20 protein-coding genes and 1 other RNA gene are annotated in these 24,089 nt (G+C 46.4%); 8 read left to right on the top strand and 13 right to left on the bottom strand.

The features are described from left to right. Positions 1 to 77 precede the first annotated feature (77 nt). The 10 genes from trkA to pyrH are packed head-to-tail and all read right to left on the bottom strand — an operon-like array spanning position 78 to position 11,653. On the bottom strand, positions 78 to 1,424 hold the full coding sequence (gene trkA, locus ACLWMH_RS00865) for a Trk system potassium transporter TrkA (RefSeq protein ID WP_411914879.1): 1,347 nt from the start codon (positions 1,422 to 1,424) through the stop codon (positions 78 to 80). Continuing rightward, the gene (dxs, locus tag ACLWMH_RS00860) at positions 1,421 to 3,319 is read right to left on the bottom strand and encodes a 1-deoxy-D-xylulose-5-phosphate synthase (RefSeq protein ID WP_411914878.1); all 1,899 of its coding nucleotides are present in this window, start codon (positions 3,317 to 3,319) and stop codon (positions 1,421 to 1,423) included. The genes trkA and dxs overlap by 4 nt, the downstream gene beginning before the upstream one ends. After that, a complete protein-coding gene (hisS, locus tag ACLWMH_RS00855) occupies positions 3,307 to 4,683 on the bottom strand; it encodes a histidine--tRNA ligase (protein WP_411914877.1) in 1,377 nt (458 codons plus the stop codon). Before hisS ends, dxs begins: the two co-directional genes overlap by 13 nt. After that, positions 4,664 to 5,200: a dihydrofolate reductase gene (locus tag ACLWMH_RS00850; RefSeq protein WP_411914876.1), complete on the bottom strand. Its 537-nt coding sequence runs from the start codon at positions 5,198 to 5,200 to the stop codon at positions 4,664 to 4,666. Before ACLWMH_RS00850 ends, hisS begins: the two co-directional genes overlap by 20 nt. A 9-nt stretch (positions 5,201 to 5,209) precedes the next feature. Then, positions 5,210 to 6,004 (bottom strand): thymidylate synthase, encoded by a 795-nt coding sequence (locus tag ACLWMH_RS00845; protein ID WP_411914875.1) that lies wholly within the window; start codon positions 6,002 to 6,004, stop codon positions 5,210 to 5,212. A 59-nt stretch (positions 6,005 to 6,063) separates the two neighbouring features. After that, complete coding sequence (rlmN, locus tag ACLWMH_RS00840; RefSeq protein WP_411914874.1) at positions 6,064 to 7,131, bottom strand: dual-specificity RNA methyltransferase RlmN; 1,068 nt, start codon at positions 7,129 to 7,131, stop codon at positions 6,064 to 6,066. Positions 7,132 to 7,135: 4 nt separating this feature from the next. Further along, entirely contained in the window at positions 7,136 to 9,334 is a 2,199-nt protein-coding gene (gene rnr / locus ACLWMH_RS00835; protein WP_411914873.1) for a ribonuclease R, read from the bottom strand. Positions 9,335 to 9,363: 29 nt separating this feature from the next. After that, positions 9,364 to 10,305, bottom strand: coding sequence for a ribosome small subunit-dependent GTPase A (gene rsgA / locus ACLWMH_RS00830; RefSeq protein WP_411914872.1), 942 nt, complete (start codon positions 10,303 to 10,305; stop codon positions 9,364 to 9,366). Between the two features lie 51 nt (positions 10,306 to 10,356). Continuing rightward, on the bottom strand, positions 10,357 to 10,920 hold the full coding sequence (frr, locus tag ACLWMH_RS00825; RefSeq protein WP_411914871.1) for a ribosome recycling factor: 564 nt from the start codon (positions 10,918 to 10,920) through the stop codon (positions 10,357 to 10,359). A gap of 22 nt (positions 10,921 to 10,942) precedes the next feature. Beyond that, positions 10,943 to 11,653: a UMP kinase gene (pyrH, locus tag ACLWMH_RS00820; protein ID WP_411914870.1), complete on the bottom strand. Its 711-nt coding sequence runs from the start codon at positions 11,651 to 11,653 to the stop codon at positions 10,943 to 10,945. 452 nt (positions 11,654 to 12,105) lie between these two features. On the opposite strand from pyrH, the gene ACLWMH_RS00815 reads away from it, so the two are divergent. From ACLWMH_RS00815 to ACLWMH_RS00780, 8 genes are all read left to right on the top strand, one after another. Further along, positions 12,106 to 12,510, top strand: a complete 405-nt coding sequence (locus ACLWMH_RS00815) for a DUF1573 domain-containing protein (protein ID WP_411914869.1) — start codon at positions 12,106 to 12,108, stop codon at positions 12,508 to 12,510. Between the two features lie 35 nt (positions 12,511 to 12,545). Continuing rightward, positions 12,546 to 13,616: a DUF1573 domain-containing protein gene (locus ACLWMH_RS00810; protein ID WP_411914868.1), complete on the top strand. Its 1,071-nt coding sequence runs from the start codon at positions 12,546 to 12,548 to the stop codon at positions 13,614 to 13,616. A 13-nt stretch (positions 13,617 to 13,629) separates the two neighbouring features. Next, on the top strand, positions 13,630 to 14,766 hold the full coding sequence (meaB, locus tag ACLWMH_RS00805) for a methylmalonyl Co-A mutase-associated GTPase MeaB (RefSeq protein ID WP_411914867.1): 1,137 nt from the start codon (positions 13,630 to 13,632) through the stop codon (positions 14,764 to 14,766). A gap of 35 nt (positions 14,767 to 14,801) precedes the next feature. Continuing rightward, positions 14,802 to 15,149, top strand: coding sequence for a hypothetical protein (locus ACLWMH_RS00800; protein ID WP_411914866.1), 348 nt, complete (start codon positions 14,802 to 14,804; stop codon positions 15,147 to 15,149). A gap of 22 nt (positions 15,150 to 15,171) precedes the next feature. Then, a complete protein-coding gene (trmB, locus tag ACLWMH_RS00795; protein ID WP_411914865.1) occupies positions 15,172 to 15,927 on the top strand; it encodes a tRNA (guanosine(46)-N7)-methyltransferase TrmB in 756 nt (251 codons plus the stop codon). A gap of 24 nt (positions 15,928 to 15,951) precedes the next feature. Then, positions 15,952 to 17,064, top strand: coding sequence for an Mrp/NBP35 family ATP-binding protein (locus ACLWMH_RS00790; RefSeq protein ID WP_411914864.1), 1,113 nt, complete (start codon positions 15,952 to 15,954; stop codon positions 17,062 to 17,064). A 24-nt stretch (positions 17,065 to 17,088) separates the two neighbouring features. Continuing rightward, positions 17,089 to 17,460, top strand: an RNA gene (gene rnpB / locus ACLWMH_RS00785) — RNase P RNA component class A. 203 nt (positions 17,461 to 17,663) lie between these two features. Next, the gene (locus ACLWMH_RS00780) at positions 17,664 to 20,684 is read left to right on the top strand and encodes a hypothetical protein (protein WP_411914863.1); all 3,021 of its coding nucleotides are present in this window, start codon (positions 17,664 to 17,666) and stop codon (positions 20,682 to 20,684) included. A 107-nt stretch (positions 20,685 to 20,791) separates the two neighbouring features. On the opposite strand, the gene ACLWMH_RS00775 is transcribed toward ACLWMH_RS00780, so the two are convergent. From ACLWMH_RS00775 to ACLWMH_RS00765, 3 genes are read right to left on the bottom strand one after another with little or no spacing between them, the layout of a single operon-like run. Next, the gene (locus ACLWMH_RS00775) at positions 20,792 to 22,075 is read right to left on the bottom strand and encodes a hemolysin family protein (protein WP_411914862.1); all 1,284 of its coding nucleotides are present in this window, start codon (positions 22,073 to 22,075) and stop codon (positions 20,792 to 20,794) included. Continuing rightward, positions 22,062 to 22,631 carry an LPS export ABC transporter periplasmic protein LptC gene (lptC, locus tag ACLWMH_RS00770; protein WP_411914861.1) on the bottom strand — a complete coding sequence of 190 codons (570 nt, stop codon included), beginning with the start codon at positions 22,629 to 22,631 and terminating at the stop codon, positions 22,062 to 22,064. Before lptC ends, ACLWMH_RS00775 begins: the two co-directional genes overlap by 14 nt. Positions 22,632 to 22,656: 25 nt before the next feature. After that, complete coding sequence (locus tag ACLWMH_RS00765) at positions 22,657 to 24,027, bottom strand: tetratricopeptide repeat protein (RefSeq protein ID WP_411914860.1); 1,371 nt, start codon at positions 24,025 to 24,027, stop codon at positions 22,657 to 22,659. Positions 24,028 to 24,089 lie beyond the last annotated feature (62 nt).

Below are 24,089 nucleotides of genomic sequence, written 5' to 3'. Positions count from 1 at the left end.
CAATAAAACGGAAATTAATCCAAGGTGCCTGATTGTGCAACCTCCGCTTAGATATATATTTTGTTGGCACAGCTTTGTTACGCCTCAAAGAGTTTGCGTATTTGCTCCATCATCACTCCGTGACAGAAGACAATAACCAAATCGTACGGCTCAATTACCGTTTCACCATTGATCATACTGGGTACTCCATTACGTACCATACCACCCAAAGTAATTCCCTCAGGAAGCGTGAGGTCACGCACTCTTTTACCCACGATCGGTGCACCTCTGCGTGCAATTACTTCTGCGACATCCGCATCTGCGATAGTAAGGCTCTTTACCGTATTGGTGTCCTGACCTAGAAGAAGACGGTAAATATGCCCTGCAGTAATGGTTTTACGGTTGATGATGGTACCGATATCCAACTTTTCAGCAAGCGGTATGTAATCCACATTTTCCTCCTGAGCAATGGTTTTAAAAATACCAAACCGCTTCGCAGCTAAGCATGCCAATATATTCGTTTCACTATTCTCAGTAAGCGCCACGAAGACTTGTGCAGACGAGATACCCACTTCGTTGAGTAGGGATGTATTACGACCATCCCCGTGAAAAAGGGTTACATTCTGAGGCAACCAATTCCGTATCTGATTAATTCTCTCCTTCTCTTCCTCAATCAATACAAAGTGTATGCTGCGGCTTGCCTTATCAATAGCACGTAAGGCTATATCAGATGCGCCCATCATGAGGACCTTCTTTACCGTCACACTCTGCTTGCCACATATACGACGCACCTCGTCAATATCGTTCGCCAATGCAGTAAAGAAGACTATGTCACCATGCTCAAAGCGAGTCTCACCCATTGGGATGATGGTCTCCGAATCTCTCTTGATCGCCACGACGTGAAATATCTTGCGCTCCGGTACGGTCAGCTCCACAAGCCGCTTGCCTACTATCTCCGATCCAAAACGCACCTTCACACCTACTAATGCGATCATGCCATTGACCAACTCAATGTACTTACGTGCCCAAGGATTACGAAGTATTGTATTGATCTCCTCTGCCGCCAACTCCTCAGGATAGATAAGGGATTTAACTCCGCCTTCATGAAAGAAACGCGCATACTCAGGCCCCAAGTAACGCGGATTACTCACCCGTGCCATGGTTTCATTCACCCCGAAGTCATTGGCCAGCATACAGGCCAATATATTAGCATGCTCATCGTTCATCACGCTGATGAAAAGATCTGTGCTTTCTACACCACACTCCTTTAGATCATGAGCATCGGTCGGATTACCCGCAAAGGTGAGCATATCCTGTCCGGTGGCTATCTTCTCTAAGCTATGTGCGTCTTCATCCATCAGGGTTATGTCCTGATGCTCTTCATTGGCAAGATTGAGAGCTAAGTGCTGCCCGATCTCCCCGGCACCTGCTACAATGATCTTCATAGCGACAATATAGACTGGTAAATATGCTCTGCATCAATGCCTGCATAGCTGCGCTGTAACGGCACACTGCCATGCGGTATAAACTCATCGGGAAGACCTAACCGCAGAAGCTTTCCTGTATAGCCGCGCTCGCTCATGTATTCAGCTACAGCACTACCCAAACCTCCGATACGGGAGCCATCTTCCACCGTAACGATACGATCGTATCCACTAAATACCTCTTGCAGAATATCCTCATCAATGGGCTTGAGGAAAACCATATCGAAGAGAGCAGGCTTAACTACTCCCTCCTTATGTAAACGCTCTACCGCTTCACGAGCTTCAACCCCGATAGCACCTATTGATAGCACAGCTATTCGCTCACCATCTACCAACTTACGACCCTTTCCAATAGGCACTTTCTTTGCTTCGTTATGCCAATCTATCAAGGATCCCTCTCCACGCGGATAACGAATAACAAAGGGACAGAAAGCTTCCTTAGCGGTAAGCATAAGATGACGCAACCAATGCTCATCAATCGGTGCGGCAATCGTGAGATTAGGAATATAGCGCAGATAAGCCAAATCAAATGCTCCCTGGTGAGTGGCCCCATCATCTCCTACTAAACCGGCTCTATCCAAACAAAATATAACAGGCGTTTTGGCAATGGCGACATCATGTATGATCTGATCCAAACTCCGCTGCGCAAAGGATGAGTATATGTTACAGAAAGGAATCATTCCCTCATGCGCCAAGCCGGCTGCAAAAGTAACTGCGTGAGACTCTGCAATCCCCACATCGTAAGCTCGCTCCGGGAAGCGCTTCATCAGCATATTCATCGAACTCCCAGAAGGCATCGCAGGCGTAATCCCCACCACTCGTTCATCCTGCTCTGCCAGCTCTACTAATGTGTGTCCGAATACGTCTTGAAACTTAGGAGGGCGCAGGCCATTCTTCTTTTCTCGCTCCCCTGTCACTATATTGAAGCGTCCGGGCGCATGCCAAGTTGTAGGACTAGCCTCTGCAAAGGGATAACCTTTTCCTTTGATAGTACGAAGGTGCAGAAGCTTAGGGCCCTCCATTTCCTTAATCCGGCTCAATATATCCACCAAGCGCAACACGTCATTACCATCCACAGGACCAAAGTAACGGATGCTCAGTCCATCAAAAAAATTACCCTGTGAACGGGAAAGCATGGATTTAAACGAATTATTGAAGCGCTGCACCGTACGTTTGCTCTTTTCATCGATTAGATTCAAACGCTTCATTCCTCGGTAGAGATCAAAACGCACTGCATTATAGGCACGACTCGTATTGATATCTACAAGGTATTTATTCAGTCCTCCCACATTGGCATCTATGGATATGTTGTTATCGTTGAGGACAACAAGCATATTGTTGGGAAAAGAGGAGGCGTTATTGAGCCCCTCAAAGGCTAAACCACCGGTCATTGCCCCATCTCCAATGATGGCTACCACTCGGCGCGGCTCATTCTTCTGCTTGGCAGCTACCGCCATTCCCAAAGCAGCAGAGATCGAATTGGAGGCATGACCACTGGTAAACGTATCGTAAGGGCTCTCCTCGGGAGAGATAAAGCCGGACATACCGCCCCACTCGCGAAGTGTAGAGAAGTTCTTTCGCCGATTGGTCAGCACCTTATGGGCATATGCTTGGTGTCCCACATCCCATACGAGACGATCGTAGGGAGTGATGTAGACGTAGTGCAACGCGACCGCTATCTCAACGACTCCCAAGGAAGAGGCTAAATGACCGGGATGTGTGGAAAGCTCATCCAATAGGAAAGAACGTATCTCTCGACACAACTCCGGCAGCTTGTTCTTGGGTAAGCGGCGCAGGTCTTTCGGCTCATTGATGCTTTCAAGAAGCGGGTAATGCACCTTTCCTATTTCATCCATTGCTCTACTAAGCGTTCTTTTGCGAGGGCTTCCTGCACCCCTGTTGTCATATTCTTCAGCGTGACCTTACCTTCGCTCATTTCGCTGCTTCCGGCAATTACTACGTAAGGGATCTTTCTATTATCCGCAAAGGAGAGTTGCTTCTTCAGCTTCGCACAGTCGGGATAGACCATACAAGAGATACCTTTCTCTCGCAAGTTTCGTAGTAGGGGAAGGAGGTATTGGGTTTCTTCTTCTCCTAAGTTAGCGAAAAGCACTTGGCAACTCCCTTCTAACTCTTTCGGGAAGCGGTCTAACTTCTCCAATACATCATAGATACGCTCAGCACCAAAGCTGATACCTACTCCGCTCAGTCCTTTCTCTCCAAAGATACCGGTCAGGTTGTCGTATCGTCCTCCTCCGCTAATACTTCCTATCTCCACTTCATGGGATTTAATCTCCATTATAGTACCCGTGTAATAGCCTAAGCCACGAGCTAACCGGCTATCAAAACGCACTTCAAACGCCTCTTCCACTTCCTGGGGCAAATGGCTTAGGATAAAGCGCATCTCTTGTATGCCTTCTAATCCAATAGAGCTAGCCTTTAGCAGCACTTCCAACTGAGAGAGCTGTGCCTCGTTGTCACCTTCCAAAAGGAGGAAGGGCTTTAAGGCCGTGATACAGCCTTCCTTAAATTCGCATTTCTTTAATTCCTCTATTACGCCCTCTAAGCCGACCTTGTCGAACTTATCCATTGCCACCGTCATCTCAGTCAAACGCTCCGGAATGCCTATGCTTTCAGCAATACCGGCGAGTATTTTGCGATTGTTGAGTAGCATAACCACTTTCAACTGCAACTTTGAGAAGATAGCCTTCGCTAACTCCACAAACTCAACCTCCATGAGCAGGGAATCAGTTCCTACTACATCGGCATCACACTGATAAAACTCCCGATAGCGTCCCTTCTGTGGTCTATCAGCACGCCATACAGGTTGTATCTGATAGCGTTTAAAGGGCAACGAAATTTCACTTTTGTGCTGTACTACGAATCGGGCAAACGGAACAGTAAGGTCGTACCGCAAGCCTTTCTCCGCGACCTTCGTAGTAAGATGGGCCACATTACGCTCCAAAATGTCCTCATCGCTAAGCTTTGACAGCCAGTTTCCTGAGTCTAAGATACGAAATACAAGACGATCTCCTTCCTCCCCATACTTACCCATCAACGTACTCATCAACTCTTGTGAGGGAGTCTCAATTTGCTCATATCCAAAGAGTCGAAACTGCTCTTTAATTGTGTCAAATATATAGTTTCGCCGAAGCATTTCACTCGGCAGGAAGTCTCTGGTTCCTTTAGGTATAGAGGGTTTACTCATTACTCGATTCAATAAATTCTTTCTTTGTCGCTGCTTTACGCTCATACAGAGCAACACGAACAGAATACTCATTACGCTCATCAGCTTCGAAATATTCTTCCTTTCCGCATTGCTTCCACTCACTAAAATCAATCTCCGGGAAATGGGCATCTGCATCCGGGAAATACGCCTCTACGGTAGTCAAATAAAGGCGATCCGTATAGGGCAACATAGTACGATACAGCATAGCACCGCCTATTACAAATAGCTCCGTCTCACCTGCTTGGCGAATATTGCCGAGAGCCTCTTCCACTGATGCGAATACATCGGCATCCGGCAAGGTACTGATCTGTGTAGACACTACTACGTTGCGTCGGCCGGGGAGTGCACCTTTCGGCAAGGAGGCATATGTGTTACGCCCCATAAGGATAGTGTGTCCCATGGTCGTAGCCTTGAAACGCTTCAAATCACCGCTCAGACGCCACAGGAGATCGTTATCTCTCCCAATAGCTCGGTCCAAGCCCTCTGCAACTATGATTGATATGGTCATATCTTTTAATCAAATAGCTACGGAAGCCTTAATATGGGGATAGGGATTATAGTCTTCCAAAAGGAAATCCTCATAACAGAAGGCATCTATATCCTTTACTTCCGGATTAATCTTCATTTGTGGTAGGGAGCGTGGCTCTCGCTCCAACTGCAACTTAGCTTGCTCTATGTGATTGAGGTATAAGTGTGCATCGCCTAATGTATGCACAAATGTGCCCGGCTGCAATCCGACCACCTGTGAAATCATCATCAACAAAAGTGAGTACGAAGCAATATTGAAGGGCACTCCGAGAAATAGATCGGCACTGCGCTGGTAGAGCTGTAAAGAGAGTTTCCCTGCTGCCACATTAAATTGCATCAGAATATGGCAAGGGGGCAAGCGCATTTCATTTAGCTGCGCTACATTCCATGCAGAGACAAGCATACGACGACTATCGGGCTGTCGCTTTATCTCTTCTATCACAGACTTAATTTGGTCTATCGAACCTTTATCATAACGAGGCCACGAACGCCATTGAACACCATAAATGGGGCCCAAGTTGCCTTGTTCATCTGCCCATTCATCCCAAATACTCACTCCATGATCATGCAGATAGGCTATATTCTGATCTCCACGAAGAAACCATAGAAGCTCATATATAATGCTCTTCAAGTGCAGTTTTTTGGTAGTAAGCAAAGGGAAGCCTTCCGACAAATCAAAGCGCATCTGGTAGCCAAAGATACTTTTGGTACCGGTACCCGTACGATCGCTTTTTTCAACCCCTTCTCGGAGTACTTTATTCAGCAAATCAAGATACTGTTTCATAACAGTACAAAGATAAATATTCCAAAGGACAATAAAGCGAAGCGCCCTCCGACTAATGATCAAGATTTGGATTCAGTAGTCTGTTGCGCTTGTCTATGCGTGGAGAGCATACCGCAAGCCGCCAATATATCCTCCCCTCGAGAAGCTCTAATAGTTGCGGTTACCCCGGCATCTTCAAGTTGCTGCTTAAATATTTCCAAGCGCCTTGCATCCGTGTGCGGTAGATCTACTCCCGGTATGGCATGGTAGCGTATGAGGTTCACCCGGCAATTGATTGAGCGCAAGAGGCGCTGCAAACGTCTGGCATGCCCGGGGGTATCATTCAATCCACCAAAAACGATATACTCAAAAGTTAACCTTCTTTGCCCTGCGAAGCTATAGCCCTTTAGCTTGCGTATCAGCTGCTCAAAAGGCACTGCTCTCTCTACCGGCATCAGCTGCATACGCTCTTCATGGAAGGGGGAATGCAAACTAATAGCCAAGTGCGCATCACACTCTTGCAGGAAGCGACTTAACCCGGGTTCTACGCCCACGGTAGAGAGGGTAATGCGCCGTGGGCTCATCGCAATTCCCTTGGGCAGCGTGAGACACTCAATCGCCTTGAGCACATTATCCACATTATCCAGCGGCTCTCCCATGCCCATAAATACTATATTGGTGATATGCTTACGCTCCGGCAATGAAAGAAACTGATTCACAATCTCTGCCGAGGTAAGATTGCCATTGAATCCTTGCTTGCCGGTCATACAGAAAAGGCAATTCATCTTACACCCCATTTGGGAAGATATACAGAGTGTACTGCGGTCCTCCTCAGGTATATATACCGCTTCAACACAATGCCCCTCACGGGGAGCATAGAGGTACTTCTTAGTACCATCTACCGACTCCTGTACTTGTACGGGCGCATGCCTACCGATAGTAGCATGGGCTGCTAAGAGCTCTCGGTACTTAAGCGATATATTGGTCATTTCATCAAATGACGTAACGCATTTCTTATACAGCCACTCCGTAAGCTGCTGCCCTGCATAGCGCGGCATACCCAAAGAGACAGCGAAAGAACTCAGTTCATCGGTATTGAACCCTAACAATTCCAGTTTCTGAGGAGCCTCTTCCATTTGGTCTGTCATAGATCTATTCTACCGCCTCAAAATCAATTAGTCGGCGCTCGGCATCACACGAGACTACACGCACTGTAATCTTTTCTCCCACTCGATAGACACGCTTATAACGCTTTCCAATGAGCGAAAAGCCCGACTCGTCCAACTCATAGAAATCATCCTCCAAAGAGCGAATAGGAATCAATCCATCACAGCCGCTCTGCACGAGCTGTACATAGATACCCCACTCGGTAACACCGGAAATAATACCATCGAATATCTTCCCTATCTTCGTATCCAAATAGCGTACCTGCATATACTTCACCGAAGCTCGCTCCGCCTTGGTAGCGACCTCTTCACACTTAGAAGTATACTCTGCCACTTCGCTCAGTTCATTGTACTTCACGCTCTTGGCTTTCTCAAATAGATAGCGGTCTATCAAGCGATGCACAACCAAATCCGGATAGCGTCGTATAGGAGAGGTAAAGTGCGTATAGTAATCAAATCCGAGACCGAAGTGCCCTATATTATCGCAACTATAGTAAGCAGTCATCAATGTGCGCACCAATACCATTTCAACTAACGGCTGCCTTGGGGTATCGGCAATCTGCTCCAGCACTCTATTAATCGTGCCGGCCGTAGGTTTTGCTTCTCTACGGAGCTTCATTGGGAGCAAGTTACTTTCGTCCAGATAAGCGGCAGCCTGCTTGAAGGTGTACTCGTCAATAGGGGGATGAACACGATAGATGAAAGCACGCTCTGTCTTTGGTTTAGGACCTCGGGTCGGATTGTTAATGCGCTTTGCCACCGTTCTATTAGCCAGTAGCATAAACTCTTCTATCAACTGATGAGCCGTGCCATTGACTACCGTTTCCACACCAATAGGATTACTTTGAGCGTCCAAAAGAAACTTCACCTCAGTAGAACTAAAATTGATACTACCTCCCTTGAAACGCTCCTTGCGAAGCTTTTGCGCCACTTGATCCAGTAGGCGAAGCTCCGCTGCGTATGGTCCCTCCTCTCCATCCAATATAAGCTGTACCTCTTCGTAGGAGAAGCGGTGATCACTATTTATAACGGTGTGACGGATACGATAGTTTACCACCCGGGCATTAACCGTATCGATTGTAAATATCACAGAGAAGCAGAGCCTATCCTCATTGGGTCTCAATGAGCATATATCATTACAAAGACGCTCAGGCAGCATAGGCACTGTACGGTCTACTAAATAAACGCTGCACCCCCTACTATAGGCCTCCTCATCAATTAGTGAACCGGGCTTTACGTAATGGCTGACATCCGCTATGTGTACCCCTATTTCCCACCTGTCTGTATCGAGGTTCCGCACTGAGATAGCATCGTCAAAATCCTTTGCATCGGCAGGGTCTATCGTAAAAGTTGTGACCTTACGAAAATCCTCCCGCTCAGCGATATCCTCCTTTGTAATCTTTGCATCCAGCTTTTCGGCGGCTTGCTCCACACGCTTCGGATATCGGTAAGGCAAATCAAACTCAGCCAAGATGGCGTGCATCTCTGTATCGGCTACACCACTCTTACCCAATACGTCAACTACCTCTCCAATCGGATTCTTACTATTCTCAGGCCACTTGACCATGTGTACAATGGCTTTATCATGGTCATGCGCCTTTTCAAAGCTTCCCTTCGGCAACAGAATATCGCTATCCAGATACTTATCATGCGTTACCAAAAAAGCGTAGTCTCCTTTCCGCTCCACAACGCCCACAAAGTGTTCCTTGCTACGCTTGAGCACTTTAACCACTTCACCTTCCGGCTTGGCTCCTTTCTTATGAGGAAAGAGACGTACTAATACAGTATCACCATTCAGGGCATGGTGACGATTGCGCTCATTGACGGCAATCTCTGTTTGATCTGCCACGGCACTATTGGCTCCATTGTTGCGTCGCTGAAAAGTAGCCTCTATCGTAGCCGGTGCACCATGGAAACGATACTTACCTCGCCCCACACGCTCCAGTGTTTTCTCTTGAGCTAAACGCTCTAATGCACTTTTGACTAGCTCTTTCTCCTCTTTCGTCTGCGCCTGTAAATAAGCCGATACCTGACGATAATTATAGCTTCCGCCTACATTACTTCTGAAGAACTCCTGTAGTTTCTTCACTGTCTTATCGTTAAGCACAAACTTGCCGGTACTCGCTTTATTAGAGCGCTTGGAAGACGATTTCTTTCCCCCTGCTTTTGTGGCCTTCTTTTTCATTCTATAGTTTAGTCTTGTTTATTCCATCCTTATTGTGGAGGACGATACTTGCCGGCGTACTTATCCCCAAGGATACTTAAATAGCTTATATACCGCGAGACAGCTATTTCCCCTCTGTCTATTGCCGCACGTACAGCACAACCCGGTTCATTGAGATGACGGCAATTATTAAACCGACACTGAGCACTCAAGGCAAAGAATTCCTTGAAATAATGTGCGGTATCCTGCTCATCCATTTCCAGCGTGCCAAACCCCTTTATTCCGGGGGAGTCTATTATATATCCCCCATCCAATGAGGGTATCATCTCACTTGTAGTAGTGGTATGCGTACCCGTACCAAAGTGCGTACTCAGCTCACTTACCGGCAAATCAACTTCCGGCAACAGCATATTGATCAGAGAGCTTTTCCCTACCCCGGAGTGACCGGCTACAAGTACAATCTTACCCTTTATCAGCTCGCTTAACTCCTCTTTGCCCTCCGAAGTCTTAGTGGACACTTGCAATACTTTATAGCCAATAGATCGGTATAGCTGTGCAAGATCCACTGCATCTTGCTTCAACGCTATCTCCGTGTAAAGGTCCACTTTGTTAAAAACAATGACTACCGGCACACTATACGCTTCTGCGGTAGCTAAGAAGCGATCCATAAAAGTAGTAGTGGTAACAGGCTGTGTAAGCGTAACAACCAGCAAGGCACAATCTATATTAGCGGCCAATATATGAGACTCTTTCGATAGATTAGCTGCTTTACGAATAATATAGTTGCGCCGAGGTAATATACCCACCACCATAGGCGGATGTCCCTCTTCCGAATAGGATACCTCCACTCGATCTCCCACGACCACGGGAGAGGTCGAACGCACTCCCTTGAGTCTAAGGTTACCTTTTACTACGGCATCCCTAACTGCGCCCGTATGATCCGCAATTCGACACACATTGCCCATAGCGCGGATTACGAGTGCAGTCTCCATATTCAATACAAGTTGATCGACGGCCCATTAAAGGCTGTCGTGATTCCTTTATTATACCGTAAGGATTTCTTTTTCTTTAGCTGCAAATATTTTGTCAGCTACCTCAATGTACTTATCGTGCAGCTTTTGCATACGATCTTCCGCATCCTTAGCTACATCCTCCGGCAACGCATCATTTTTAACACTTTTACGGATCTTATCGATGGCATCACGACGTGCGTTACGTATGCTGATCTTAGTATCTTCTACTTCATTCTTTGTCTGCTTAACGAGCTGCTTACGACGCTCTTCTGTAAGAGGAGGTATACCGATACGGACGATCTCTCCATTGTTCTCCGGCATAATTCCCAGGGGAGAGTCGATAATAGCTTTTTCAATATCCTTGATGATCTTCTTTTCCCACGGTGTGATCACTATACTGCGTGCATCGGGGATGGATATGGAAGCCACCTGACTCAATGGTGTAGGCGTGCCATAATAATCCACCCGAATGTCATCCAATAGCTTCGGATTGGCCTTGCCTGCCCTAATACGAGCGAGCTTCTCTTCCAGGTACTCGGTACCTTTCTTCATAGCTTCTTCTGCTATGGCTATATATTCGTCAATCTGTTGCATAGTTGTATGTAACTTATATTTATTATTCGTTTTCTACTAAGGTACCCAGAGGCTCTCCCTTCATTAAGCGCACTAAGTTGCCCTCTTGATCCATATTGAATACTCTGATACGAAGTCCGTTGTCACGCGCTAAGGTCATGGCAGTCAAGTCCATTATCTTAAGCTCTCGTGCATACACTTCATCGTAAGTAATTCGCTCAAAGCGTTTTGCTGAAGGATCTTTTTCCGGATCAGCCGTATAAATTCCGTCCACACGCGTCCCCTTAAGCATCAAGTCTGCCCCTATTTCAATAGCACGCAGTACAGAAGCGGTATCCGTAGTAAAGAAAGGATTGCCCGTACCACCGGCAATGAGTACCACTTTACCCTCACGTAGTGCCTGCTTAGCGACCGGTGCCGAGTAGTGCGATCCAATAGGCGACATAGGATGTGCCGTGAGCAGCAAAGCATCCTGTCCAATGGCTTGTAAAGAGGCAGTCAATGCAAGCGAATTAATCACGGTAGCCAACATGCCCATACTATCGCCGGTCACACGATCAAAGCCGGAAGCAGCTCCCGCCATACCGCGAAAGATATTACCGCCCCCTATTACGATGGCTATCTCATTGCCCAATAGGACACTCTCTTTGATCGCTGCTGCATAGCTATCCAAACAAGATTTATCAATTCCCTCTTTGCGCGCTCCGGCCAGCGACTCGCCACTCAGCTTAAGTAATACCCGCCTTTTTGCCATAATCTATCTTCGTTATTTCCTGAAAACATAAAGCTTCAGTGTATCCTCTTTACAAAGTAACCATTTTTCCGTGAAGTTTCCAACAATAGGATTCTTTATATAGGGATTGCTCCGAAAACAACAGCCTTTCAAGGGTTATAAAACAAAGACCACAGGTCATTGAAAAAGATAGGCATCTTTTGATTGAAAGGTACTGATGTTTCGTTGGAAAGATACAGATGTTTCAAATGAAAGGTTCTGATCTTTTTTGAAGTCTAATAGATCAATACTTATTGCAAAGGCAAAGCCTCTCGGACAAAATTGCCGTTGTATAACACGTTGCCATAAGGGGAAGTGAGACCAACAGAGTATCATTAGGCGATATTATCGTATATTTGCAACATAAGGAGCCCTATCTCTTTCAGGGAGTAGGGAATAGAAAAGTAATGATAAAGAAAGAGAGTTCTTGTTTTATGAAGAAAGTTTTTTTTGTACTTACAGCACTACTGCTGGGCATAGCTACGCTATCCGCCCAAGAAACGAAGGAGCAGAAGACTAATACACAGGGAGCCGTGATATTCGCCGTTGAAGATTCGTTTGACTTTGGTACAATCAAAGAGGCTGACGGACATGTAACCCATGCCTTTACTATCAAGAATACAGGCAACGCACCCTTAGTAATAACGCGCGTTACAGCCTCTTGCGGCTGCACAAAGCCTAAATACAATACGGAGCCCGTTGCTCCCGGCAAGTCCACTATTGTAGAGGTTACCTACAATCCTGCCGGTCGCCCCGGTCAATTTGTGAAAACCATCGCTATCTATAGTAATGGGAAGGAGGGTGCCTACATTGTGCGGATTAAAGGAGTAGTAGAGTAAAAAGCACCACACACGGGGCTTAAGTACGCTTGAGAATGAATAAGAGACGGATACTTTTCCTGCTGGGGCTACTCGCATGGATAGGCACAGCCGGAGCACAAACATTGACGTTCAGCGAAACCACCCACAACTTTGGCATGGTAGCTGAAGAGAAGGGGAGCGTGACCCATCTCTTTCCCTTCACCAATACAGGCGATAAGCCCCTTGTAATCACTGCGGTACACACCGATTGTGGCTGCACAACCCCCAAATACACTTTGGAAGCTGTGGCACCCGGAGAGAGTGGATTTGTATCCGTTAGCTTTGATCCCCTCTACCGCCCCGGTGAGTTTATCAAAGAGGTTCGCATTTTTTCCAATGCGGGAGAAGAGCCTTTTTTGCTATATATCAAAGGGATTGTAATTTCGCTCAGCGAAGGGAAAGACAAAGGCCTACACATCGGGGACCTTTATATCAATTCCCCTCGCCTTAACTTCGGGATCGTTAGCACGGCACAAACGAGTAGGCTACGCTTCATTGTAGCCAATAAGAGCGAGCAACCCCTTGAGGTGACCCTAAGCCCACAAACCGACGAAATTACACTATCGGCAACACGCATTGCCCTTGGCGATCATGAACCCATGGAAGTCATTGCCGTTGCCAAAGGTACGCCACAGACTTCTTATGGATTGATAAGTCGGCCTATCCGGGTTACGGCTAAACGAAATGGGCAGATAGTAGGCACCGGAGAAATAGCCATCTCCCTACCCTACGTGCCGGATTTGGATCGATCCGACTCATTAGCACCCCAATTAGAGCTACGCACCTACATCGACCTGGGCATAATCCCTACTGACTCCACCTACAAGGGCATAGTAAGACTGAAAAACATAGGGCAAAAACCGCTTTTATTATATGGAGTTTATCCCGATACAAGCCTTATTGAAGCCGCGCTTAGCCAAACTTGTATAGCGCCGGGGGAGGAGGGTACAATCAGCTACCGGATAGATACGGCTAAGTTAGCTCAAACCGACGAACAGCGCCTTACGAGCGATCTCTCCCTTCTCTGCAACGATCCGGCAGGACCACTGCGCAAAATACGCATTATGGCTCGTACCAACCAATAAACAACCTTCCGCTATGCAACAACACTTTGACAAAGATAGTGCGCACATTGATCACCCCGAAAATGACCCTGCCTACCAAGGGCTCAAGGTAAATCGCGGCATTAAAGCACCACCGATTATAAACCCCTACTTCAAACCACGTAAGCGACGCCGCTACACGACAGACGAATATGTAGCAGGCATCCTGGAAGGAAATGTATCTCTCTTAAGTCAAGCGGTTACGCTCATAGAAAGCACCCTGGCTTCAGACCGCCACATGGCACAAGAGATCATTGAAAAGTGCCTTCCGCATAGTGGCAACTCCATGAGAATAGGGATCACGGGCGTGCCCGGATCAGGTAAAAGTACCAGTATTGATACCTTTGGTATGCATCTTATTAAGCAGGGGCATAAACTGGCTGTACTAGCAATTGACCCTACCAGTGAGGTAAGCGGAGGAAGTATATTGGGCGACAAAACGCGTATGGAGGCACTTTCGCGAGAGAAAAACGCTTTTATTCGTCCAAGTCCGGCCGGGGATTCCTTAGGAGGTGTGGCGCGCAAGACAAGAGAAACGATTATTCTCTGCGAAGCCGCCGGCTTTGATACTATTTTTGTCGAAACAGTAGGCGTGGGACAGAGTGAAACTGCGGTGCACTCAATGGTAGACTTTTTTCTACTCATACAGTTAGCAGGCACAGGTGATGAGCTGCAAGGGATCAAACGAGGGATTATGGAGATGGCCGATGGTATCATCATCAACAAAGCAGATGGGGACAACATCGACAAAGCCAAGCTGGCGGCCTCTCACTTCCGCAATGCTCTTCAGCTCTTTCCTGCAACTGAGTCGGGCTGGGAGCCTAAAGTGCTCACCTACTCAGGCTATTATGCTATCGGCATAAAAGATATATTCGACATGATTGATCAGTATCGGCATTTTACTGTCGATAGGGGGTTCTTTGATCTCAAGAGACAGCGTCAGGCAAAATGGTGGATGTACGAAACCATCAACGACACACTTAAAAACTCTTTCTACGAAGATGAGCGCGTAAAAGCACTGCAGCAAGAGATCGAAGAGTGTATTCTGCAGGACCGCATTACCCCATTCAAGGGGGCACAGAAACTGCTAGATACCTACTATCAAGCACTCCGACAGGACGCAAGAAAATAACTTTATAAGCCATTTATATTAAGCACTTACCAATTATGAGCAACCCGGATTTATACGACATCTACGATGATGAGGAGGCTATCGCCTTTATCCGCCACACACTGAGCGATGAGATGAATAAATCTCTTGACGACGATGATCTCTATTATATCATTGACTTGATTTACGACTTCTACGATGCGCGCGGCTACATGGACGAATACACTGAGGAGGATGAGGACAAGGACCGAGAAGTGGTCTTGGATCTGGACGAAATGAGTGATTTCATCCGCGAGGCTATCCGCAAGGACGGTATGGAGCCCATTGAAGATATCGTTATCCAAGCTGTAGTAGAGGCTGAGTTGGATTACGAAGAAAGCCTCTATGATGAGGATAAAGAGTAACAGACTGCACTAACTCACCACCATGGGAAAGGGCAAGTTAGCCAAATTCGCCTATATAGATACGCTTCCCTTTGTACTTCAATATCCCTGGAGTCGCTTACAGGAAGAGGGGTTTCCCTATCAAGGAAAGTGGGAGACCGACTTTTTTCACAACGAACACCCTATCACAGTTGAGCTGGGTTGCGGTGGTGGCGAGTACACGGTTGCTTTGGCGCAAGAGTTCCCAAATGGGAATTACATAGGGGTTGACCGCAAAGGCGCACGGATATGGGCAGGGGCCAAACAGGTAGTGGAAGGGTCGCTACACAATGTAGCGTTTCTGCGCACCGACATAGCAATGATTGGCTCGTTTTTTGCCGCTAAGGAGGTATCTACACTGTGGATCACCTTTCCGGATCCTATGATGAAGCGCACACGCGGAAGGCTTATCAGCAGCTATTACTTGGAGCGATATCGCCACATTCTATCTCCGGAAGGGAAAATTTTCCTCAAGACGGATAGCAACTTCCTTTATGAATATACGCTGCTGCTTTTAGAGGCTAATCACATAGAGCCGGAAGCAGCTACCAATGACTTATACCATTCCACCGAGCCACTACGCGAAAAAGTGCCTTATGCCTCTACACGCTACGAAGCGCAATGGCTTGCTCGGGGGAAAAAGATCAAATACATAGCTTTTTCGCTACAGGATGCACCGGAGCAGTTTATTGAGCCTGATCATGAACCTCCCCACGATGATTATAAGAGCATCACACGATTTATGCATCCCGGCAAATAATATATATAAGCTCGCTTTCCTATCATGGACCTATACCCACAACTCATATTAGACGCACTCAAAAAGGTTCGATACCCCGGTACAGGTGAAGATATTGTATCACTTGGAATGGTGGAAGCACTTCGCATAGAAGGGCATAAAGTATCGTTTAACCTACGCTTCGCTAAACATAACGACCCTTTTCATAAGTCGGTCATTAAAGCAGCCGAACAGGCACTGCTCACTTTTGTTTCCCCCGATATAGAGATCAAAGGAAATATCACCCCGCTCTTCCCCGAAGCTAAGCCGGTTGCCGAGACGACAGAGCAGCCACTCAAAGGGGTAAAAAATACGATTGCCATTTTCTCCGGGAAAGGGGGAGTAGGCAAAAGTACACTAACGGCTAATTTGGCGGTAGCTTTATCCTTGAAAGGCTATCGGGTAGGGGTTATTGATGCGGATATATACGGTCCCTCCATGCCCAAGATGTTTGGTTGCGAGGAGGCGCGTCCCGTTGCACAAGAGATTGATGGGAAAGAGCTGATTGAGCCTATTGAGGTTTTCAATGGGATCAAGCTACTGTCAATCGGTTTCTTTGTAGATCCCGACAAGGCACTTATTTGGCGCGGCTCAATGGCATCCAATGCAGTAACTCAGATTATTACACAAGCTAATTGGGGGGAGCTGGACTTTCTTCTTTTAGATATGCCTCCGGGTACCGGTGATATACACCTCACTATTGTGCAAACGATTGCACTTAGTGGCATCATTATGGTAACCACCCCTCAGGAAGTTGCCTTAGTAGATGTACGCAAGGGGATTGATCTCTTCACGAATGACAAAATCGAAGTGCCGATCCTTGGTATTGTGGAGAATATGGCTTGGTTTACTCCGCAAGAGCTTCCCAACAATAGGTATTATATCTTTGGCAAAGGGGGTGGCGAGCGTTTGGCACAAGAGCTAAAGCTCCCTCTATTGGCTCAAATTCCTATCGTTGAAAGTATATGTTCTTCCGGAGATCAGGGGCAGCCTTCCGCCTCTCAGAAGGATAATATGCTGTCGCTCTTTTTTGATAACTTTGCTGATGCTGTAGTAAAAGCTGTTCAAGAGCGCAACAGTAAAGAGCCTCCTACCAAGCGTGTAGAGATGAGGCACTAATGGGATAAACGAATCCAAAATTATACAGTAGTGCGGTCTGCCGCTGCCATGCGTCATGCGTGGGGGAGGAAAGTCCGGGCAACACAGGGTACCATACTTCTTAACGGGAAGGCGGCGTGAGCCGTAAAAGCAGGTAACAGAGAATAACCGCTCCCGGGGACGAGTTCCTCTCTATAGGAGCAAGGGTGAAAAGGTGGGGTAAGAGCCTACCGAGACACTGGTGACAGTGTCTGCCGTACCGCTTATGGGTTGCAAGATCATGTATACCGGCGCTGTAGGACGACCCGTCCGATGCCGAGGGGTAGATTGCTGGAGGGCTGCGGCAACGCAGTTCGTAGATAAATGGCAGACAGCGCATTTGCGCTACAGAACCCGGCTTATAGCACTACTGTACCTCATAGAAAAAGGCATGTAGCAGGACGATACCGCGCTACATGCCTCTTTCTTTTCCCTACACTTATCACCTTTCGGATCTATTCCTATAGTCTCAGTCATTCTGCAAAGTCAACCGATAAGAAAACTTTACTTTTATTTCCAAATTCAGAGGTCTACTTATAGGAATGACTACCTTTGCAGTACAGGAATAAAAACAAAAGGATATGAAAAAAACTTTCATAAAGGTGACTAATTATATCTCAATAGCCGCCTTTTTCACACTGTTCTTTGCTGCTACGGCAGCATCGCAAAGCATTACCTTTACTACCTCCAAAAAAGTTGGAGAGACAGTGCAGCTTCTGATTAAGGGGAGCGGCACAATAGAGGCAAACGGCATCAGCGAGGCCATTACATCGGGTCAAAAGAAATCGTACACCCTGACCGCCCAGAGAGTGACACTAAAGGGTAATATCAGCAAGCTCGAGTGTACGTCCAATGCATTGACCACTTTAGACGTATCGCAATGTGGCACTTTGGAAGAGCTCACTTGCTACACCAATCAACTAACATCCTTAGACGTGTCGGCATGCGCAAGGCTTTCCTCCTTAGAGTGCTGGGACAATCAATTAACCTCATTGCTCCTTCCCCATAAAGGGGCCCTTTCTTACTTAGACTGTGGCAATAACCGCCTTACGGAGTTAGACCCATCCGACAATGAGGGTATGGAGTACCTCTTATGCTACCACAATCAATTAAAAACGATCAATCTAACGGGCTGCACTGCGCTTGCCTACCTAGCGTGTCAAGACAACCGACTCTCCTGTAGTGCTATGGAGACTTTAGTGGGCGCACTACCCACTCGCACTCCGGAAGAAGAAGCCGTGTTTGATGCCTTGACAGACAAAGAGCGAACAGCGCAAAGCGGAGAAGGAAATATCCTGCTTACTCATGCTGTAGAAGTGGCGACTGCTAAGAATTGGAATGTCTTCTCTGTCGGAGATGATGACAAGGAAACCGAGTATACCGGAAGAGAAGGCTCTTGCTCTGACTTCGAGCCCAGTACGATTATTTTGTCTACTGAAAGAGCCGTTGGGAAGCAAGTTACCCTAAGCATACAAGCCAACGGAGCCGTTACGGCAAAGAGACTTGTAGAGCCAATTAACACAGATGGCACAAGTCACGCCTATACTCTTTCTGCACAAACGATCACGCTACAGGGAAATATTACAAAACTTATCTGTGAAGGGAATCAACTCACCACACTCAATGTATCGCAATGCAAGCCCCTCGCAGCACTACATTGTGCCGATAATGCGCTACAAACTATAGACGTACAACAAAATACGAACCTAACCCTATTGGATTGCGCACGAAATGCGCTGAGTGCTTTAGACATCTCTTCTTGCACAAACTTAAAGGAGCTTTACTGTGGCGGCAATACGCTACACGCTTTGGATGTATCTGCCTGCTCGCTTTTAGAAACTATCTCTTGCTACAGCAATCGTATCACTGCGCTAAATGTTTCATCCAACACGCTTCTCAAACACATTGCCTGCGAAGACAACCTCATTGGCTGTGAAGAGATGGAGCAGCTTGCCACCAGCTTACCCAAGCGGGAGGCTTCCGAAAAAGCATCCCTAATTGCCTTATGTGATAAGGAAAAGAAGGCGACCACAGGTAAAGGGAATATAGTAACCGAGCATATCGTAGCCATAGCGAGCGAAAAGGCGTGGAGCATACTGAGTGCCGAGGTCGGAGGCTCCGATAAACAAAGTCCGTTCACAGGGAGAAAGGGAGTTTGCCAAGACTTCAGTGGCGCCCGCATCACATTTACTACAAACAAGAAAGTAGGGGAGAAGATCAAGATGCTTATCGACGCTGATGGCCCTGTAACAGCAACCGGGTTAAAAGAGCCGGTAAAGACAGATAGTACTTTTACTTGGTATACACTTATGGCACAAACGGTTACCCTAAGTGGCGATATAAGTAAAATGAATTGTAGCAAACTTGAGTTAACCTCGCTCAAGACCACTCAGAACCCCTTGCTGACTACGCTCTTATGCCAAGACAATCAATTAGAAACGTTGGATGTTACGCAATGCGAAAATCTGACAACGCTCTTTTGCCACAACAACAAACTCACCTCATTAGATCTCTCTTACTGCCCACAGCTGATGTACTTAGCATGTGACGACAACCAATTGTCCACCCTGGACATAACCGCCTGTAGAGAGCTGAAAACACTTTCCTGCTCCTCAAATCAATTAACCACATTTGATATATCCGGAAGAGAGAAATTAGAAAGATTTTGGTGCTATGGGAATATGCTGGAGCACCTCAACGTAGCACAATGCCCCAATCTGACGTCTCTAATGTGCTACAACAATAAACTCACCTCTTTAGACGCATCACACTCCACTCATCTGCAATATCTCTATTGCTACAGCAACCGCCTTACTTCACTAAATATCTCTGATTGTAAGGATCTCTTTTGGCTTTCTTGCGAAGACAACCTATTGAACTGTACTGCTATGGAGGCCATTGCCGAGGCTTTGACCGATCGCTCTACGAAGGAGACTGCTTCAATAGATGTACTCATCTATGCAGAGGAAACAGGTGACCCCTCTACAGGCAATGTATTTACTGAGCATGCTGCCAATATTGCAAAGAGCAAGAACTGGAGCGTCTACTCAGTAAAGCAACCCGGCTATGGATATGGACACCCGTATGCAGGCAGAAAGGGTCAATGCACCGATAGTGAACTCACCTTCACCGTATCGGTAGAACCCAATGCACATGGACGCATCACCGTATCGGGAGCCGATGACCTACAGAAGGTTGCCTATGGGAGCAAGCTGAAAGTAAGCGTTTCTCCCGATGAGAAATATGTATTGGACAAGCTATGGGCCAATGATGAAGATATTACAGCGACAAAGAGCTTTACAGCCGTAAGTAATGTAACGATCAAGGCGAGCTTCCGCAATCCTACCGCCACGCTTCAGGAAACGGCCTTAGCTATCTATCCCAATCCGACGTCGGAGAGCGTGTACTGGCAAGGTGCTACGCCCTATTCGGCAATACGTTTGTATAGCTTATCGGGGCATCTACTGGCATCCGCAACAAGTGATTCATTAGGTAAGGGAACCCTATCGGTTGCCGCATTCTCAGAGGGAGAATACCTATTTGTACTATACGAAAACGAAGAGCCCTACTTTACTACTAAGCTTACTATTAAGCGTAAGTAAAGTACTCTAAAAGGGCAGGCACATTTATTTGATCATGCCCTAAAAAGCACGCTGCCTCAATCGATAGGATTGGGGCAGCGTTTCATTTTTTCATGAGAAAGGATGCATTACTCATCCTCTTGTATAGTGAGTCGAAGCAGCTCAATGCGGTTAGAGCTACTCTTGAGTACCGTGAAATGATACTTACCGATTGTTACCTCCTCTTTGTTCTCAGGAATTGAGTTACAGTGATCAATAACAAATCCCGCCAGTGTATTGTAATCATCCGACTCAGGCAAGTCCAAGCCGAAGCGATCATTCAGATCATCTATCTCTATACGTCCGCTCAAAACCCAATTACACTCATCAAGTTGCTTTGCTATAAGCTTCTTTTTGTCATGCTCGTCTTCTATATCTCCAAAGATTTCCTCTACCAAATCCTCTAAAGTGATAATACCGGCAGTACCACCCAACTCATCAATTACAACAGCTAAGCTTTGCTTACGAAGCATTAACTGACGCATCAACTTATGCCCATAGGCACTCTCCGGCACAAAGAGCGTCTTGCGCATCCGCTTCTGCCAATCCCCCCCTCGAAACATTTCAGAAGAGTGTACATAGCCCACTATGTCGTCAATATTTTCCTTATACACAACGATCTTGGAGAATCCCGTTGTAACAAAAATATCTTTTAGCTCCTCTACATCGGTATCAATATCACATGCCACAATTTCATTACGCGGCACCATACAATCACGGGCCCTAACCTCCGAGAAGTCAATAGCATTCTGTAAGATCTTCACCTCGGTATCCAAAGGCTGCTTCTCAGCACAATACGACTGCATGCTCACACTTAGATAATGATCCAGATCAACAGTAGTCAGCTTAGGCGCAATGCTCTGCGCTTTATTGGAAGAGCCACTAATCCAAATGAAGAAGCGACTAATCAAAGCACAAAAAACACTGATCGGATAGAGAATAATGTAAAGGAAATAAATAGGAAAAGCGAAGCGATGCATGCATTTATTGGCATTGCGCTTGAAGTAGCTCTTAGGCAGGTATTCTCCCAAAAGGAGAATCACAAAGGTCGATACAATTGAATTGATCAGAATCACTACCCCATCACTAAAGAATGTGGCAAGCAGCGGATTAAGCAATGCCGATGTAACTAATCCGTACATAACGATGACGATATTGTTGCCCACCAGCATGGTCGTGATATAAAGGCTTGTATTGCGGAAAAGACGCCGCAGTACACCGCTAACGGATCCACCGCGTGCCTTATCAATCTGTAGACGAAGACGATCCGTTGAAAGAAATGCTATCTCCATCCCCGAGAAGAAGGCGGAGAAAACGATTAGTACGAAGAGAAAAAGTAAATTAAGCGCTATCGTCATATCATTTATCGTCATCCTCTACCACCGTTACACCATTATTGTTATAGATGGAATAGAGTGTAAAATCCTGATTAGCGGAAAAGCCGGATCCGGTCAAGTGTCGCTCCCCGCTTATGATATTGACCGTATCTTCCGAATAAACATGATTGTGTGGTTTATCCCAGTATAGCTGCTTAGCAAAGAAGCGCTCTCCGCGTTCATTCACTACCTTCACGTTCCCTAAAAAGAGCCAAGTATCTTGTATCGTAAAGTAATAAGCTGTATCGGATGATAGTTGCGTGGGCATAGTTTTAAGAGAGTCAATCTCTTTGGCTAAGAAGCCCTCCGGAAAGAACCAACGAGAGCTATCGCCCTGATCATAAATATACCACGCATCAGTTAATAGACGATACTTCGTTTGTCCGGAGTCAGAAACGGCTACATCTACATTGCGAGTAAGCATCGAGTAGCCGGCATTGGCATCAAAGGTAATATGCTCCAACTCCGGCTTCTTTTTCTTACTACACGAAGAAGCTGTAAAACAAAAAAGGAGTAAAGCACCACTCCCTATAAGGAGAAGTACTTTACTCACGAATAGTCTTTTACGTAGAGCTTGCTTATCGAATAACAGTGGATTCACCGATCCATCCCCCTACGTGGAACGTTTTACCCTTGTCTAACTCGGGATGCATAAATATGTCGGAGGAAGAGGGAAGGCTCCTACGATACGTAGCGATCAGTTGACCGGCCTTGCCTGCTACAGAGGAATCCACCGAGCGTGCTCTCTCCAACTTATCCATTACCAAGTAGAATACACAGCGCTGCTTTACGGGATCATCCGGATAAATAGAAGAAGCGGAAGAAGCATACATTTGTGCAATCAGTATCAATGGAGCACCCATATTGGGGTTCTCTGCCATTGCTTTATTACACAAAGCACGAGCCTGCGAATAGCTTCGAGCATTCATCTGTATCGTAGCGAGCGTATAGTAACACTGAGCTTTCAGCTTATGATCCTGAGTCAGGGAGATTGCCTTATTGAGGTAGTCGGTTGCTTCGCTAATACGCTTGTTGCTTAGTGCCTCTCTTGCCAAGCCTACAGCTGAAGCAGCTGTGGGTCGAATAGCAAACATGTATTTACTAGCTTTGAAGTACAGGGGGCTATCTTCACAATCTGAGATACGGAACATATCTAACATAGCTTGCAGATAGGCCTGATTCGTCTTGTTAGCCTCCAGATTCTTACCGTAGATATCAGCAAGCATCTTACAATCTGCCAAACCACTCTGAGCAAAGAGACCATCCAACTGATCCTTCAGTGTCTGTACAAATTCCATGGTCGTTGTATCACCGGCACTCTTAGATAGCTCTATAGACTGCTCTAAATGATCGTTACCTGCCATGTAGTCGTTGATGTATTTCTCATGCCATTCGGGATGACCAATGGCTTTATTGAGTGATGAGAACACATGGAAATAAACAACTTGGGGATCTATTTTTTTCTGACTTTCAGCGGATACGACACTACTCGTCCACTTATAAATAAGATCGTAATCAAGCTTCTCGGGAGCTACATAACGCATATAGTCAGATATCTTCTGTGACAAGATCCAATCGCGACCATACTTAGCATCGTCTCCAAAGTACTCAGCACGCTTATCATAGAGTGCAAGTAACTCATCCAGTTTAGCGGCTTTTTCTTGAGCAGAAGCGGCATTCTCCAGTTCCCAAGTAAGGATCTTCACCCCATAGATGTAAATATTCTTGCTTGCTCCGGGGCACTCTTTATAGGCTTTTTCCCAAAACAAACGCGCATCTTTGTAGTTGTCACTCTTTGCATAGGAGGTGAGCAGGCTTATATTCTCGCGACAGCGAATACTGTCTTCACCATGCCCGAAAGGTGACCCATCCGTCACTCCGGTCTGTGCGTGAAGAAATCCGACCGGACTCAGTAGTAACGCTCCTAAGAGCAAGTTTCTAATTTTCATTGGTCTGTATTACGTGTCTAATAGTTCTTTTTTGTAATGTAGTTGTAAAGATAGCGATAGTT

The sequence above is a fragment of the Porphyromonas miyakawae genome, assembly GCF_045865415.1.
In the GTDB taxonomy this organism is placed as follows: Bacteria; Bacteroidota; Bacteroidia; order Bacteroidales; family Porphyromonadaceae; genus Porphyromonas; species Porphyromonas miyakawae.
Note: the sequence above shows the minus strand (reverse complement) of the source record. Positions and strands in the feature narration are given on the sequence as shown.

What these genes read in the sequence shown, in the direction of transcription:
- trkA (WP_411914879.1), bottom strand. Translation starts at nt 1,424, where the DNA reads ATGAAGATCATTGTAGCAGGTGCCGGGGAGATCGGGCAGCACTTAGCT.
- dxs (WP_411914878.1), bottom strand. Translation starts at nt 3,319, where the DNA reads ATGGATGAAATAGGAAAGGTGCATTACCCGCTTCTTGAAAGCATCAAT.
- ACLWMH_RS00850 (WP_411914876.1), bottom strand. Translation starts at nt 5,200, where the DNA reads ATGACCATATCAATCATAGTTGCAGAGGGCTTGGACCGAGCTATTGGG.
- ACLWMH_RS00845 (WP_411914875.1), bottom strand. Translation starts at nt 6,004, where the DNA reads ATGAAACAGTATCTTGATTTGCTGAATAAAGTACTCCGAGAAGGGGTT.
- rlmN (WP_411914874.1), bottom strand. Translation starts at nt 7,131, where the DNA reads ATGACAGACCAAATGGAAGAGGCTCCTCAGAAACTGGAATTGTTAGGG.
- rnr (WP_411914873.1), bottom strand. Translation starts at nt 9,334, where the DNA reads ATGAAAAAGAAGGCCACAAAAGCAGGGGGAAAGAAATCGTCTTCCAAG.
- rsgA (WP_411914872.1), bottom strand. Translation starts at nt 10,305, where the DNA reads ATGGAGACTGCACTCGTAATCCGCGCTATGGGCAATGTGTGTCGAATT.
- frr (WP_411914871.1), bottom strand. Translation starts at nt 10,920, where the DNA reads ATGCAACAGATTGACGAATATATAGCCATAGCAGAAGAAGCTATGAAG.
- pyrH (WP_411914870.1), bottom strand. Translation starts at nt 11,653, where the DNA reads ATGGCAAAAAGGCGGGTATTACTTAAGCTGAGTGGCGAGTCGCTGGCC.
- ACLWMH_RS00815 (WP_411914869.1), top strand. Translation starts at nt 12,106, where the DNA reads ATGAAGAAAGTTTTTTTTGTACTTACAGCACTACTGCTGGGCATAGCT.
- ACLWMH_RS00810 (WP_411914868.1), top strand. Translation starts at nt 12,546, where the DNA reads ATGAATAAGAGACGGATACTTTTCCTGCTGGGGCTACTCGCATGGATA.
- meaB (WP_411914867.1), top strand. Translation starts at nt 13,630, where the DNA reads ATGCAACAACACTTTGACAAAGATAGTGCGCACATTGATCACCCCGAA.
- ACLWMH_RS00800 (WP_411914866.1), top strand. Translation starts at nt 14,802, where the DNA reads ATGAGCAACCCGGATTTATACGACATCTACGATGATGAGGAGGCTATC.
- trmB (WP_411914865.1), top strand. Translation starts at nt 15,172, where the DNA reads ATGGGAAAGGGCAAGTTAGCCAAATTCGCCTATATAGATACGCTTCCC.
- ACLWMH_RS00790 (WP_411914864.1), top strand. Translation starts at nt 15,952, where the DNA reads ATGGACCTATACCCACAACTCATATTAGACGCACTCAAAAAGGTTCGA.
- ACLWMH_RS00780 (WP_411914863.1), top strand. Translation starts at nt 17,664, where the DNA reads ATGAAAAAAACTTTCATAAAGGTGACTAATTATATCTCAATAGCCGCC.
- ACLWMH_RS00775 (WP_411914862.1), bottom strand. Translation starts at nt 22,075, where the DNA reads ATGACGATAAATGATATGACGATAGCGCTTAATTTACTTTTTCTCTTC.
- ACLWMH_RS00765 (WP_411914860.1), bottom strand. Translation starts at nt 24,027, where the DNA reads ATGAAAATTAGAAACTTGCTCTTAGGAGCGTTACTACTGAGTCCGGTC.